Here is a 13,636-nt window from a genome sequence, read left to right on the forward strand (position 1 = left end):
GGAAGCGGTCCCGTGCGGGCCGGTGGGCCGGGGCTACTGGGTGCGGGGGAAGCGGGACTGGAGGTCCCAGATCGCGGGGTTGTCGGCGAGACCCTCGTGCATGTCCGTCAGGTCGGCGATCAGGTCGTGGAGGAAGTCGCGGGCCTCGCGGCGCAGTTCGGCGTGGCCGAAGGTGAGGGGCGGCTCGTCGCCGGGCATCCAGTCGGCTTCGACGTCGACCCAGCCGAAGCGCCGCTCGAAGAGCATGCGGTCGGTGGACTCGGTGAAGTCGAGCTCGGCGTGCTGGGGCCGTGCGGCGCGGCTGCCGAGCGGGTCGCGGTCGAGCTGCTCGACGATGTCGCACAGCGCCCACGCGAAGTCGAGCACGGGCACCCATCCCCAGGCTGTGGACACCTCCCGGTCCGCCTTGGTGTCGGCGAGGTAGACGTCGCCGCAGAACAGGTCGTGGCGCAGCGCGTGGACGTCCGCGCGCCGGTAGTCGGTCTGCGGGGGGTCGGGGAAGCGGCGCGAGAGGGAGTAGCCGATGTCGAGCACGTAGGTGATGGTGTCATGGGACCTGGAGAAACGTCACCGCACGCGTATTCGAGTGAACGGCGTCCGGTTCCGGCCGGCGGCACGGCCGACGCGGGGAGTGTCGCGCTGAGCGAAGGAGGCCACTGCGGCCTCACGGCAGCAGCCGCTGCTCTTTCGCCACCGCCACCGCTCCCGCCCGCGTGTCCACGCCGAGCTTGGCGTAGATACGGCCCAGGTGCGTCTTCACCGTCGCCTCGCTGATGAACAGCGCGCGTGCGATCTCGCGGTTGCCGAGACCGCGGGCGAGCTGGCCGAGGATGTCCCGTTCCCGTTCGGTCAGGGTCGGTCCGGCGGCGCCCCGCATCCGGTCCATCACGCGGCCGGCGACCGGTGCCGACAGTGCGGTGCGGCCCTCGGCCGCCGCGCGGATCGCGGCGAACAGCTCCTCCGGCCGTTCCGCCTTGAGCAGATATCCGGTCGCCCCGGCTTCGATGGCTCGGGTGATGTCCGCGTCCGTGTCGTACGTCGTCAGCACCAGCACATGCACGTCGGGCGAGGCGATGCGCCGCGTCGCCTCCACCCCGTCGATGCCCGCACCGAGCTGAAGATCCATCAGGACCACGTCCGGAGTCAGCTTGGCGGCCATCGCCACCGCCTCCTCGCCGCTGCCCGCCTCGCCGACGACCTCGATGTCCCCTTCGCTGCCGAGAAGGGCCAGCAACCCCGCCCGTACGACGGCGTGGTCGTCGCAGAGCAGGATCCGTACGGTCATGACACCTCCAGGGGAATCGCCGCCGAGAGCACCGTGCCCTCGCCCGGCGCGGACTCGACGGTCAGGGTGCCGCCGAGCTGGCGCACCCGTGCGCGTATCGCGGGCAGGCCATGCCCTCGGACGACCAAGGGCGCGTCGGCCGCGGCGCCGGACACGTCACCCGGATCGAAGCCCCGGCCGTCGTCGGCGACGTCGAGGACGACCTGGTCGTCCAGGTACGTCAGCGTCACCGCGGCGGTGGCGGCGCCCGCGTGCTCGCGCACGTTCGCCAGCGCGCCCTGCGCGATGCGCACCAGCGCCGACTGGACCCGGTCCGGCAGCGCGACCGGTGCGCCGTCGACCCGGAAACCGGCGGACTCGCGGGCCGCGACCCTGCGCAGCGCCTCCTCCAGGCTGCCGCCCTCGGCGAGGTCGGCGGGCGCCAGGTCGTGCACGAAGCGGCGGGCCTCGGCGAGATTGTGCTCGGCGATCGACCCTGCCGTACGGACATGGCGGCGCGCGGCCCGAGGGTCGGCGTCCCACGTGCGGTCGGCTGCCTGCAGCAGCATCTGCTGGCTCGACAGGCCCTGGGCGAGCGTGTCGTGGATCTCCATGGCCAGGCGCTGGCGCTCGGCGAGGGTGCCCTCGCGGCGTTCGGTGGCGGCCAGTTCGCGGCGGGTCCTGATCAGGTCGTCGATGAGGGCGCGCTGCCGGGTCACGAGCCGTTCGGCGTGGACGAAGACGGCGGTGGCGATCGCGGCGACGGCGGGCGGCGCGATGACCAGGTTGGGGTCGAACCCGCCGTGCGAGAGCTGGACCTGCGCCGTGACGACGAAGACGGTGAGCAGGACCACGAGCACGAGCGCGGCCCGCATCGGCAGCGTGCGCAGACCCGTGTAGAACAGCGGCACCGCGCACCAGGCGAAGCTCGGCGCGAGCACCACGAGCACCATCCACACGGTGACGACCGTGAACAGCCACGGCCGCACGAACCGGCGGGGTGTGGCGCGCGGCCCGAAGACGGGCCCGAGGACGTACAGCAGCGTCAGCGCGGCCGACAGGCCGATGATCCACGGGGAGCGGATCTCCCAGGGGTGGCGCAGCAGGTAGCGGGCGAGCGAGGCGCCGAGCAGCAGGAAGAACGCGGCGTGCATGACCCGCGCCAGCCACCGGGCGTCGGGGTCCTGCTCGTGCACGGCTCGCTCCTCGGGTCGGGCGCCGACCTGGTCGTGATGCAGGTCGTAGGCATCCATCGTGACCCGGGCGGACCAGGGCGGCATCAGCCGATCGGTCGACATGCCCGTCGTCCGTCACGGGTCACAGGGGCAGCCGGACCGTGGACCGTGCGGAGCCGGGGGCGGCCGGAGGATCGACGGCAGGGCGAAAACGCAGCCCGTACCTCCCAAGGAGCCATCCCGTGAAGAAGATCCTCATCGGTGCCGCCACCGCCGCCGTCGTCGCCGCCGGTACGTTCGGCGCGGTCTCCGCCAGCGCGTCGGCCCCGGCCGCCGAGACCCGGGCCGCGGTCACGGCCGACGCCTTCGACCGCAACCTGCAGCAGTCCACGTACCTGACCGTCGAGGCCGCGACGAAGGCGGCGCAGGCGACGCTGCAGGCCGCGGAGAAGGAGAACCAGCGCGTCACGGTTGCCGTCGTCGACCGCAACGGCAACACGATCGTCACCCTCCGCGGCGACGGAGCGGGCCCGCAGTCGTACGAGTCCGCCGAGCGCAAGGCGTACACCGCGGTGTCGTGGAACGCGCCGACCTCCGAGCTGGTTCGGCGCCTGGAGCAGGCGCCGAACCTGAAGGACATCCCGGGCACGCTGTTCCTCGCGGGCGGTGCCCCCGTCACCGCCGGGGGCGCCCCGATCGCGGGCATCGGTGTGGCGGGTGCGCCGAGCGGGGCGCTGGACGAGAAGTTCGCGCAGGCGGGGGTGGCGGCGCTGGGGCGCTGACGCTGACGGCGGGGCGGGGGCATGGCCCCGGGGTCCGTGGCGGGCCCCGGCCCCGCGGCGTTACCGCGCCTGTCCGCGCGGCGCGCCTGCCGGGGCGCCGCCCCGGACCCCGCGCCTCAAGCGCCGGCGGGGCCGGAGGCTCCCGGCCCTCGGGGCGCCGCCCGGACCCCGCGCCTCAAGCGGCGGCGGGGCCGGAGGCTCCCCCGCCTAGGATCAGGGCGTGGAACCGCGTGCTGCTGTCCGGATCGTCGTCGCCCTCGGCGTGCTCGTCCTCGCGGGCTGTACGGCCGGGTCCGTGGGGGTGCGGGGGGAGCCGGGAGCCGCCGGGGTGCGGGATCCGTACTTTCCGCGGCTCGGCAACGGCGGTTACGACGTCCAGCACTACGACCTCGCCCTCGACTACGACCCCGCCACCGGCCGCCTCGACGGCACCGCCGAGATCACCGCGCGGGCCACGCAGGACCTCAGCGCCTTCCATCTCGACCTGCACGGCCTGACCGTCGAGAGCGCCACCGTCGACGGGCGGCGCGCGGCGGCCAACCGGGCCGGCGACGAGCTGACCGTAAGGCCGCGCCAGGACATCGAGGACGGCTCCCGTTTTCGTACGGTCATCCGCTACTCCGGCTTCCCGCGGCCCGTCACGGACTCCGACGACGCCCACGAGGGCTGGCTCAGGTCACCGTCCGGGGCGCTCGCGGTCGGCGAGCCGTCCGGCTCCATGGCGTGGTTCCCCGGCAGTCACCACCCGTCCGACAAGGCCACCTACGACATCGCCGTCACCGTGCCCAAGGGCGTCCAGGCCGTCTCCAACGGAGAACGGGCCGGCGAGCGCACCGTCGGCGGCCGCACCACCCACAGCTGGCACTCGGCCGAGCCGATGGCCAGTTACCTCGCGATCCTCGCCGTCGGCGACCTGCGGGTGACGACCTCGCGCACGCCCTCCGGGCTGCCGGTCGTCACGGCAGTCGACCCGAAGGCCGCGAAGGCGAGCGCGGACCTGCTCGGCGAACTCCCCGACTACGTCGACTGGTGCGCCCGGCACTTCGGCCCGTACCCCTTCGCGTCGGCCGGTGCGATCGTCGTGCCGAGCGAGCGGATCGGCTACGCGCTGGAGACGCAGACCAGGCCCGTCTTCCCGCTGGACCAGTTCGACGGGACGACCCTGGTGCACGAGCTGGCGCACCAGTGGTTCGGCAACTCCGTCTCGCCCGAGTCCTGGCGGGACATCTGGCTCAACGAGAGCTTCGCCACGTACGCGGAGTGGATGTGGCGGGAGGACTTCGAGGACGTCCCGGTCGAGGACAGCTTCGAGGCGGCGTACGAGGACGACGAGAACTGGGCCTTCCCGCCCGCCGAACCACCCGGCCCCGACGACCTGTTCGCGTCGCCGGTGTACGGCCGGGGCGCGATGGTCCTGCACCAGGTGCGCGAGGCGGTCGGCGACGACGCCTTCTTCCGGATCGTGCGCGGCTGGGCGGCGGAGCACCGGCACGGCAACGCTTCCACCGACGACTTCACCGCGTACGCCGAGGAGCGGTCGGGCAAGGACCTCAGCGAGGTGTGGGACGTGTGGCTGTACGGGGACGGGCGGCCGGAGACCCCGTGAACGGGAAGGGCCCCGGCCGGAGCGGTCGGGGCCCTCGCCGGTCGGACGGCCGGGTCAGATGTTGACGCCGAAGTCGCGGGCGATGCCCTCGAGGCCCGAGGCGTAACCCTGGCCGACCGCGCGGAACTTCCACTCCGCGCCGTTGCGGTACAGCTCGCCGAAGACCATGGCGGTCTCGACGGCGGCGTCCTCGCTCAGGTCGTAGCGGGCGATCTCGGCGCCGCCGGCCTGGTTGACGATGCGGATGTAGGCGTTGCGCACCTGGCCGAAGTTCTGCGAGCGGGAGACCGCGTCGTAGATGGAGACCGGGAAGACGATCTTGTCGACGTCGGCCGGCAGAGCCGCCAGGTTGACGTTGATCTGCTCGTCGTCGCCGCCGCCCTCGCCGGTGCGGTTGTCACCGGTGTGGACGATGGTCTGGTCCGGCGTCGACTTGTTGTTGAAGAAGACGAAGTGCGCGTCGGAGGCGACCTTCCCCGCCGGGTTGACCCCGATGGCGGAGGCGTCGAGGTCGAAGTCCGTGCCGGTGGTGGTGCGGACGTCCCAGCCGAGGCCGACCGTGACGGCGGTCAGGCCCGGTGCCTCCTTGGTGAGCGAGACGTTGCCGCCCTTGGACAGGCTTACTGCCATTGGGAAGTCCCCTTTGTTCGAGTGTGCGGGCTTCGGGTCCTTGCGAAGCTACCGTCATCCGTCATAACGCGGGCAGGGGACCGGCAGGTTCCGTCCGCCGACGGAAATGCCGGGGAACGGCGGGGAACGGCAGGGGACGCGGGGAAAAGCGGATGACGGGCTCCGCGCGGCGCGGGACCATGGGTGTCATGTCCGGGCCCTACATCATCCGTGGTTCGGTCTCCCTGCCGGAGGCCGAGCTCCTGTGGCGTTTCTCGCGCTCCTCGGGGCCGGGCGGCCAGCACGTCAACACCAGTGACTCCCAGGTCGAGTTGCGCTTCGACCTGGCGAGGACGGAGGCGCTGCCGCCGGTGTGGAAGGCACGGGCGCTGGAGCGGCTCGCGGGTCGGCTGGTGGGCGGGGTGATCGCCGTACGCGCTTCGGAGCACCGCTCTCAGTGGCGCAACCGAGAGGCGGCGGCCGTGCGCCTTGCGGCGCTCCTGGCGGAGGCGACGGCGCCGCCGCCGAGGCCGCGGCGGGCGACGAAGATCCCCCGCGGCATCAACGAGCGGAGGCTGCGGGAGAAGAAGCAGCGGGCGGAGACGAAGCGGGGGCGCTCGGGCCGCGACTGGTCGTGACCCCGGGGGCGACCGGTATCAGGCCAAGTGGCGGTAGCGGCCCTTGAAATACGTGAGCGGGCCGGTGTGGGAGCCCGCCAGACCCACCCTCAGGACGCGGCCGATCACCAGCGTGTGGTCGCCCGCCTCCACCCGTTGTTCCGTGCGGCATTCCAGCGTCGCGAGCGCTCCCGTGATCAGCGGCGCCCCGCACACCTCGCCCCGCTCGTAGGCCAGGCCCTCGAACAGCAGCCGGTCGCTGACGCGGCCCTTCATCGCGAAGCGGCCCGCGACCTGGCGCTGGCTCTCGGCGAGCAGCGAGACGCCCCACAGGGGCTGTTCCGCCAGCAGGTCGTCCATGCGGGAGCCGTTGCGCAGGCTCACCATCACCAGGGGCGGGTCCAGGGAGACCGACAGGAACGCCGTCGCGGTCATGCCCACGTCCTCGCCGCGCGGGCCGTCGTCGGCGTCGTGCGCGGTGACCAGCACCACACCGGCGGCCAGGCGGGACATGGCGGCGCGGAACTCCTCGTTGCTCACCCCCTCAGCATGGGGGATGGCGGCGGCATCGGTGGAAGGGGTCGTCTGGAGCACACCCGGAACGCTAGTCTCGGCCCTCCCGTACCCGCATCGGGCCAGGGAACCAGCCGGGGCCTAGGACCATGGGTCCAGCCGACGGGGGCCGCCCCACAGATGGTTGTGTGTTCAAGAAAGCGAGGGTGTGCCCATGGCGGACCCATTCGACCCTTCATCCTCTGATGTGACTTGAGTCACAGAGGCCGGTATTTGTTGACCCTCTGTACCGGCGGGGCAGCTCGCTGTGATTCAGTGGCTCGTATACCGCAACAAGTACGCCAATCAGAACCCTGGAGTTTTGCTGTCGAAGTCTCGGGGAGAGCAAGCGATGGAGACCGAGTCGGAGCCCTACGTCCGTCTTGCGACCCTGCGGCAGCTGCACCAGGTGGTCGCTGACCTCAACACGGCCCGCAGCCTGGCCGACACCCTGCAGACCGTCGCCGACGGCGTCGTGGCCGGACTCGGATACGAGCTGGCGTGCGTCAACCTCGTCCGCCCCGACGGTGATCTCGTCGTCGCCGCCTTCGCCGGCAGCGCCGCGGCCGAGGCCCTGATCACCGGGCGCGTCGGCTCCCGCGAGTCCTGGGAGCGGCGGCTGTCGATGGGCGAGGCGTGGGGCGAGCTCCGCTTCATCCCGCACACCGAGGGCTGGGTCCTGATCGAGGACGACGTCCCGCAGTGGCACACCGAGGGCCCCGAGCCCCGCTTCGAGGACGAGTGGCACCCCCAGGACCGGCTCTACGCGCCCATGTACGCGTCGGGCGGCGGGCGGGAGCTCCTCGGCGTGATCTCCGTGGACCGGCCCCGCAACGGGCGCAGGCCCGGCCCCTGGGGCCAGGAGGCCCTCCAGATGTACGCGTCGCAGGCCGCGATCGCGATCAGCAACGCCCGGCTGCGCGCCAACATGCAGCGCGCCCTGGTCCGCCTGGAGCGCGAGCAGCAGGCGCTGCGGGCCAGCGAGGAATCCTTCCGGCAGGCGTTCGAGTACGCGCCGAGCGGGATGGCCATCGCCGAGATGGGCGGCGACCAGCACGGGCGGCTGCTGCGGACCAACGACGCCCTGTGCCGGCTGCTGGGCCGGCCCGCCTCCGCGATGCGGCGCTACTCGTTCGCGGACCTCGTCCACCCCGAGGACGTCGGCACGCTGCTGCGGACCTCCGCCGAGGGCGGCCGCGCCGAGATCAGGCTGGGACGCAGGGACGGCACGTATGTATGGGTGTCGCTGCGCAATTCGGTGGTCGCCGACACCGCCGACGGGCCGCGCTTCCTGCTCACCCACGTCGAGGACATCGAGGACCGCAAGCGCCACGAGCTCCAGCTCGCGCACCGGGCCTCGCACGACGCGCTCACCGGACTGCCGAACAGCGCCGAGCTGCGGGCGCGCCTGAGCGCGCGGCTGTGCGAGCGGCCGCACGCGCCGTACGCAAGCGACATCCAGTCGCTGGACGCGGCGTACGAGGGCGACGGCGGCTTCGGCGCGGACGGCTTCGACTTCGGCGCGGTCGGCGGCCGGCCGTACGACCACCATGTGCACACCGTCGCCCCGGACGACGAGATCGACGACGGCGCGAAGGGCCTCGCGGTGCTCTTCTGCGACCTGGACGGCTTCAAGTCGATCAACGACCGGTTCGGACACCAGACCGGTGACGCGGTGCTGGTCGAGGTCGCGCGCCGGCTCACCACCGGCGTACGGGACGGGGACACGGTCGCGCGGCTCGGCGGTGACGAGTTCGTCGTGCTCGCCGACGGCCTCGGCGCGGCGGACGCCGCGGATCTGGCCGTACGGCTGCGGAACGCGATCATCCTGCCGATCAGGGTCGGCGGCCGCGGGGTGCGCGTCGGGGCGAGCTTCGGAATCGGCTGGGCGAGTTGCGGGATGTCCGTGGAGGAGGTCCTGCAGTCCGCCGATCAGCGGATGTACGTCGAGAAGCGGTCCCGCGCCAAGGTGCACCGTCGGGCCGGATGAGGCGCAGGCCACCCCTTGGGACCACTGCGACCGGGTAGGCTCGCCGGGTCGGCGACGTGCTGACGAGATGGTGAGGAGTGACCGGTATGACGGCCGCGAACAACGGCGCGAGCACGCCCGAGGACGACGACCCGTTCGGCTACCTGTACGAGGACGGGCAGGCCGCGGGCGCCACCCCGCCGGGGCAGGGTCGCGGCTACGGCTACCCCGGTCCCGCCCCGCAGCCCGGCGTCCCGCGGACCTCGTACAACCAGGTGCGCACGGTCGGCGAACGCCGTCAGTACGCCCAGCCGCCCGCCCCGGGGTTCCCGCAGCAGAGCTACAGCCCGCAGCAGGGTTACGGCCAGCAGCCGACCGCCGCGTACGCCGCACCGGAGACGTACCCCGGCGGTGCGCAGACCCGGCAGACCCCGGCGGTGCCCCCGCAGGGCCGCGGCCGCGGTCCCAACACCCGGGGCCTGCTCATCGGCGCCATCGCGGTCGTCGCGGTCGTCGTGATCGGCATCGGCGCGGCGCTGCTGACGAGCGGCGACGAGAAGAACGACGCGGGCGGCGACCCCGGCGCGAGCACGGGCCCGACGGCGGCGGAATCGGTCAAGCCGAGCGACGGTCCTTCGGACAAGCCCGAGGAGCCGGCCGAGCTGCCGAAGCAGGACGCGGCGTCGTTGAAGCTGGGTGCCCCGGCGACCGCGGCGAACACCGTGCCGGGCGCCAAGGGCACCGGCGGCGGCTATGTGATGTTCAACGGCCCGGGCGGCTCGGCGAGCTGGTCCGTCGAGGTGCCCGAGGCGGGCGCTTACACCATGTACCTGACCTACAGCGTGCCGGGTAAGGACGCCAAGACCTCGCTCACGATCAATGGCCAGACGCCCCGCGAGATCAACATGGCGAACTTCTCCAAGGCCGCCGAGGGTGACTGGGCGAAGGGTTGGACCAACACCTACGTCTTCGTGAACCTCGACAAGGGCAAGAACGACCTCAAGATCTCCTGCGAGCTGGGCAACCAGTGTGAGGCGTACCTCGACCAGGTGTGGCTGGAGGCGGGCCAGAAGGGCTGAGGCTTGCCGCAAGCCCCTGGTGTCAGCGAGGATGCCGTGCCCCCGGATGCATCGGCTGCCGCAGAAGAAGTCTGGCCTCACCCCGAGTCGGGGTGAGGCCAGAGCACGCGAGACCTGAGGACCTACCAGTCGAAGCACTGGTTGAGCATGGTGTTGCCCTCGAACCGCGCTACTTCGACACCTATGTCAAAGAGCCCGGAGGAGTCTTCGGCGTAGGTCTCCCATGTCTGCGACGTTCCGGATCCGCCGGTGTGGCTGCGCCACCCCCATCTCTTGATGGTGCCGTGTACGTTTTTTGAGATGAGGCGAATGCGTACGTGGTGTCCGTCTGCCTGCGTGTCATACAGCCTGAAGGACAACTTGACCCTGGCGTCGGGGCCGTAGTAGTTGCTGAAGTCGTAGCCGCCAGATGCGCCGGTCGTGCTGCATCCGTGGTAGCCGCTGGTGCCGTCAGCCTGCGCGGGACCGGCTGTGCCAATGGTGAGCGCAACCGCCGCAGTCAATGCGGCAGTTGCGATCGGCATGCGAGAACGCACAATCCCCCCTAGGTAATGAATCGAACTAACTGTCGTATGTTATGCGACCTTTGGGGGCGGCTAGCGAGCTTGTTGAGAAGGTGTCGGTCGGCTCACAGCGTCGCCAGGTGCTCCGTCACCGTGATCTGCGGCAGGAGTTTCTCGTACGCCGCGGCGTCGTACTCGCCCGCCGCGGGGGCCAGCACCGTGGCCGCCGACAGGGCGACCGCGCGGGCCAGGCGGTCGGGCCAGGGGAGCCCTTCGACCAGGCCGGACAGAAGACCTGCCACGGCGGAGTCGCCCGCGCCGGTCGGATTGCCCCGGACCGCCGTGGGCGGGGACGCCTGCCAGATGCCGTCGGGGGTGGCCGCGACCAGGCCGTCGGGGCCGAGCGAGCCGACGACCGCGTGCGCGCCGCGGCGGCGGGCGTCGCGGGTGGCGCGCAGCGGTTCGCGGGAGCCGGTGAGCTGGGCGAGCTCGTCGGCGTTCGGCTTGATCACGTCGGGGCGGGCGGCGATGCCGCGGCGCAGCGGTTCGCCGCTGGTGTCGAGGAGGACGGGCACGCCGGCGGCACGGGCACGGCGGACCAGTTCGGCGTAGGCGCCGACGTGGATGCCCGGAGGCAGGCTGCCGCAGAGCGCGACCGCGTGGGCCTCGGCGAGGAGGGATGTGTACGCGGCGAGGAACGCGGACCATTCCTCGGGCGTGACGGTCGGGCCCGGCTCGTTGAGCTGCGTGGTGTCGCCGCTCGCGTCGTCGACGACGGCGATGGTGCGGCGGGTGGTGCCGGCGACGGGGACGAACGCGTCGCGCGGGGCGAGCGGCGCGAGCATCTCGCGCAGCACGGCGCCGGTGTGCCCGCCGGCGAAGCCGGTGACGACGGTCTCGTGGCCGAGGGCGCTGAGCACGCGGGCGACGTTGACGCCCTTGCCGCCGGGGCGTTCGCGGACCTCGGCGACGCGGTGCGTGGTGTGCGGGGCGAGGGCGGCGATCTTGTACGTGATGTCCAGGGCGGCGTTGAGTGTGACCGTAAGGATCACTCGTCTGTACCCCCGGATAGCGCGCCTGCCGTACTCGTACGAGTCCTGATCATGCCAAACAGAAGGCGGTTGGCCCAAGACCTGGTGACCAACCGCCTTGCCGGGGTTTGCGCAGAAATCACACCACTTGTGGTGCAATCACCCATTCACCACGGCGCATCACGCCCTTGAGGGCGAACTCCTCGTCGAGGACGACCAGGTCCGCGTACTTGCCGGGCTCCAGCGAGCCGACCTCGTCGTACACGCCGAGCAGCTTCGCCGGGTTGGCCGAGATGGCGGTCACGACGTCCGCGACCGGGATGCGGTCGACGGTGACGGCCCGCTTGAAGGCCGTGTCCAGGGTGAGCGTGGAACCGGCGATCGAGTCGCCCTCCACGAGCCGCGCGACGCCCTCCTTGACCTCGACCTCCAGCGGTCCGAGCTGGTAGCGGCCGTCGCCGAAGCCCGCCGCGTCCATCGCGTCGGTGATGAACGCGACCCGGCCGGCGCCCGCGCTGCGGAAGGCTAGCTCCAGGGCCGCCGGGTGGAGGTGGGTGCCGTCGTTGATGAGCTCGACGGTGACCCGCTCGTCCTCGAGCAGCGCGGCGATCGGTCCGGGCGCGCGGTGGCCGAGCGCGGGCATGGCGTTGAACAGGTGCGTGGCGACGGTGGCGCCGGCGTCGATCGCCTCACGGGTCTGCTCGTACGTGGCGTCCGTGTGCCCGACCGCCGCGATGACGCCGTGCTCGGCCAGCAGCCGTACGGAGTCGATGCCGCCCGGCAGTTCGGTGGCGAGCGTCATCATCCTCGCGGTGCCGCGCGCCGCGTCCACCAGTTTGCGGACCTCGGCCGGGTCGGGGTCGCGCAGCAGCGCCTCGCTGTGGGCCCCCTTGCGGCAGGGCGAGATGAACGGGCCCTCGAAGTGGATGCCCGCGAGGTCGCCCTGTTCGACGAGCTCGGACAGGAAACCGGCGCGGTGCGCGAGGAAGTCCATGTCGCCGGTGACGGTGGAGGCGACCAGGGTGGTCGTGCCGTGCTGCCGGTGCGTTCGCACGCCCTGGAGCACCTCGTCGGCGGTGCCGGAGGTGAAGGAGGCTCCGCCGCCGCCGTGGTTGTGGAGGTCCACGAAGCCGGGAACGATCCAGTGACCGGACAGGTCGAGCGCGGGAGCATCCCCGGGTGCGGCCGCGGCGATCCTCGTGCCCTCGACGGCGATCCGGCCGTTCTCCACGGTCCCGGTCGGCAGCACCACACGGGCTCCGGCGAGAACGGTGCTCGTGGTGCTTCCGGTGCTGGCGGCCATCAGGCGGTTACCTCCGTGAGTAGATCCCAGGCGAGCAGCCCTGCGCCCAGGCATCCGGCGGTGTCCCCGAGGGCCGCCGGGACGATGTCGGGCAGCTGCTGGAACGTGACGCGTTCCTCGACGGCCGCCCGCAGCGGTGTGAACAAGGTTTCCCCGGCCTCGGCGAGGCCGCCACCGATGATCAGCGTGCGGGGGTCCAGCAGGGTGAGCGCGGTGACGAGCCCGTCGGCGAGCGCGTCCACGGCGTCCTGCCAGACCCGCAGGGCCGCCGGGTCGCCGGACTCGACGGCCTTGGCGCAGTCGGCGGCGTCGGCGCCTGGGTCGCCGGAGGCGGCGGCCCAGGCGCGCGTGACGGCGGAGGCGGAGGCGAGGGTCTCCAGGCAGCCGCGCCGGCCGCAGCCGCACTCGGGGCCGCCGGGCCGTACGACGACGTGGCCGATCTCGCCCGCGCAGCCGTGCGCGCCGGCCTCGATGGTCCCGTCGATGCCGATGGCGCCGGCGATGCCGGTGCCGAGCGGGACGAAGAGGAACCGGTCGGCGCCGCGGCCGGCTCCGATCCGGCCCTCGGCGAGGCCGCCGGTGCGGACGTCGTGGCCGAGGGCGACGGGCACGCCGCCGAGCCGCTCGGCGAGCAGGCCACGGAGGGGGACGTCGCGCCAGCCGAGGTTGGCGGCGTAGACGGCGATGCCGCGTTCGGCGTCGACGATGCCGGGCACGGCGAGTCCGGCGGCCTCGGCCGGGCGGCCGAGGTGCGCCTGTCCGTGGGCGCGGAGGTCCGCCGCGAAGTCGAGGATGGACGCGACGACGGCGTCGGCTCCCCGGTCCCGCCCGGTGGCGCGCCGCGCCTCGTGCAGCAGTGTCCCGTCCGCCCCGACCAGGGCGGCCTTCATGCCGGTGCCGCCCACATCGAGGGCGATGACGTGTCTCACGAAGACAGTGTGGCGCGTGGACCGGGAACAGGTCTAGTCCAGTAGAGGGGATTGTTGTCACGCCATACAAAACCGGGAGCCGCGAGGGGGCGCATCCCGGCGGGACGTTGTGAAAGCGATACCGGCAATGGTGTAGACCTCATGAACGGACGTGGAAGAATCGATGCTCGTCTCGCAGGGCGTCGCGGGGGACCGACCGTGGCAAATCGACAACTGA

At 72.2% G+C, this 13,636-nt stretch carries 14 protein-coding genes; 5 read left to right on the forward strand and 9 right to left on the reverse strand.

All coding sequences use genetic code 11. From position 1 onward, the window contains the following. Positions 1–33 precede the first annotated feature (33 nt). From HW130_RS16175 to HW130_RS16185, 3 genes are all read right to left on the reverse strand, one after another. Complete coding sequence (locus HW130_RS16175) at positions 34–534, reverse strand: hypothetical protein (protein ID WP_177150275.1); 501 nt, start codon at positions 532–534, stop codon at positions 34–36. Positions 535–664: 130 nt separating this feature from the next. After that, positions 665–1,285, reverse strand: a complete 621-nt coding sequence (locus HW130_RS16180; protein ID WP_177150276.1) for a response regulator transcription factor — start codon at positions 1,283–1,285, stop codon at positions 665–667. Continuing rightward, a complete protein-coding gene (locus HW130_RS16185) occupies positions 1,282–2,418 on the reverse strand; it encodes a sensor histidine kinase (protein WP_256356127.1) in 1,137 nt (378 codons plus the stop codon). Before HW130_RS16185 ends, HW130_RS16180 begins: the two co-directional genes overlap by 4 nt. A gap of 263 nt (positions 2,419–2,681) precedes the next feature. On the opposite strand from HW130_RS16185, the gene HW130_RS16190 reads away from it, so the two are divergent. Beyond that, entirely contained in the window at positions 2,682–3,221 is a 540-nt protein-coding gene (locus HW130_RS16190; RefSeq protein ID WP_177150277.1) for a heme-binding protein, read from the forward strand. 220 nt (positions 3,222–3,441) lie between these two features. Then, on the forward strand, positions 3,442–4,827 hold the full coding sequence (locus tag HW130_RS16195; protein WP_177150278.1) for a M1 family metallopeptidase: 1,386 nt from the start codon (positions 3,442–3,444) through the stop codon (positions 4,825–4,827). Between the two features lie 54 nt (positions 4,828–4,881). On the opposite strand, the gene HW130_RS16200 is transcribed toward HW130_RS16195, so the two are convergent. Then, the gene (locus HW130_RS16200) at positions 4,882–5,457 is read right to left on the reverse strand and encodes a TerD family protein (protein ID WP_177150279.1); all 576 of its coding nucleotides are present in this window, start codon (positions 5,455–5,457) and stop codon (positions 4,882–4,884) included. Between the two features lie 179 nt (positions 5,458–5,636). On the opposite strand from HW130_RS16200, the gene arfB reads away from it, so the two are divergent. Beyond that, entirely contained in the window at positions 5,637–6,074 is a 438-nt protein-coding gene (gene arfB, locus HW130_RS16205) for an alternative ribosome rescue aminoacyl-tRNA hydrolase ArfB (RefSeq protein WP_177150392.1), read from the forward strand. An 18-nt stretch (positions 6,075–6,092) separates the two neighbouring features. Here arfB and HW130_RS16210 read toward each other — a convergent pair whose 3' ends face one another. Beyond that, the gene (locus HW130_RS16210; protein WP_309140451.1) at positions 6,093–6,647 is read right to left on the reverse strand and encodes a flavin reductase family protein; all 555 of its coding nucleotides are present in this window, start codon (positions 6,645–6,647) and stop codon (positions 6,093–6,095) included. A 310-nt stretch (positions 6,648–6,957) separates the two neighbouring features. Here HW130_RS16210 and cdgB point away from each other — a divergent pair, with 310 nt between their 5' ends. Further along, positions 6,958–8,595: a diguanylate cyclase CdgB gene (gene cdgB / locus HW130_RS16215; RefSeq protein WP_177150280.1), complete on the forward strand. Its 1,638-nt coding sequence runs from the start codon at positions 6,958–6,960 to the stop codon at positions 8,593–8,595. An 86-nt stretch (positions 8,596–8,681) separates the two neighbouring features. Then, positions 8,682–9,653: a carbohydrate-binding protein gene (locus HW130_RS16220; RefSeq protein ID WP_177150281.1), complete on the forward strand. Its 972-nt coding sequence runs from the start codon at positions 8,682–8,684 to the stop codon at positions 9,651–9,653. A 122-nt stretch (positions 9,654–9,775) separates the two neighbouring features. On the opposite strand, the gene HW130_RS16225 is transcribed toward HW130_RS16220, so the two are convergent. The 4 genes from HW130_RS16225 to HW130_RS16240 form a co-directional block, all read right to left on the reverse strand. Beyond that, positions 9,776–10,177: a hypothetical protein gene (locus HW130_RS16225; protein ID WP_177150282.1), complete on the reverse strand. Its 402-nt coding sequence runs from the start codon at positions 10,175–10,177 to the stop codon at positions 9,776–9,778. A 104-nt stretch (positions 10,178–10,281) separates the two neighbouring features. After that, positions 10,282–11,208 carry a 1-phosphofructokinase family hexose kinase gene (locus tag HW130_RS16230; protein ID WP_177150283.1) on the reverse strand — a complete coding sequence of 309 codons (927 nt, stop codon included), beginning with the start codon at positions 11,206–11,208 and terminating at the stop codon, positions 10,282–10,284. Between the two features lie 118 nt (positions 11,209–11,326). Further along, positions 11,327–12,490 carry an N-acetylglucosamine-6-phosphate deacetylase gene (gene nagA, locus HW130_RS16235; protein WP_177150284.1) on the reverse strand — a complete coding sequence of 388 codons (1,164 nt, stop codon included), beginning with the start codon at positions 12,488–12,490 and terminating at the stop codon, positions 11,327–11,329. After that, positions 12,490–13,419: an ROK family protein gene (locus tag HW130_RS16240; RefSeq protein ID WP_177150285.1), complete on the reverse strand. Its 930-nt coding sequence runs from the start codon at positions 13,417–13,419 to the stop codon at positions 12,490–12,492. Before HW130_RS16240 ends, nagA begins: the two co-directional genes overlap by 1 nt. Between the last annotated feature and the right edge of the window lie 217 nt (positions 13,420–13,636).

It is taken from the genome of Streptomyces sp. PKU-EA00015, assembly GCF_013387495.1.
Taxonomy (GTDB): Bacteria; Actinomycetota; Actinomycetes; order Streptomycetales; family Streptomycetaceae; genus Streptomyces.

Coding starts and splice junctions, on each gene's coding strand:
- HW130_RS16180 (WP_177150276.1), bottom strand. CDS start 1,285: ATGACCGTACGGATCCTGCTCTGCGACGACCACGCCGTCGTACGGGCG.
- HW130_RS16185 (WP_256356127.1), bottom strand. CDS start 2,418: ATGCACGCCGCGTTCTTCCTGCTGCTCGGCGCCTCGCTCGCCCGCTAC.
- HW130_RS16200 (WP_177150279.1), bottom strand. CDS start 5,457: ATGGCAGTAAGCCTGTCCAAGGGCGGCAACGTCTCGCTCACCAAGGAG.
- arfB (WP_177150392.1), top strand. CDS start 5,637: ATGGGTGTCATGTCCGGGCCCTACATCATCCGTGGTTCGGTCTCCCTG.
- cdgB (WP_177150280.1), top strand. CDS start 6,958: ATGGAGACCGAGTCGGAGCCCTACGTCCGTCTTGCGACCCTGCGGCAG.
- HW130_RS16220 (WP_177150281.1), top strand. CDS start 8,682: ATGACGGCCGCGAACAACGGCGCGAGCACGCCCGAGGACGACGACCCG.
- HW130_RS16225 (WP_177150282.1), bottom strand. CDS start 10,177: ATGCCGATCGCAACTGCCGCATTGACTGCGGCGGTTGCGCTCACCATT.
- nagA (WP_177150284.1), bottom strand. CDS start 12,490: ATGGCCGCCAGCACCGGAAGCACCACGAGCACCGTTCTCGCCGGAGCC.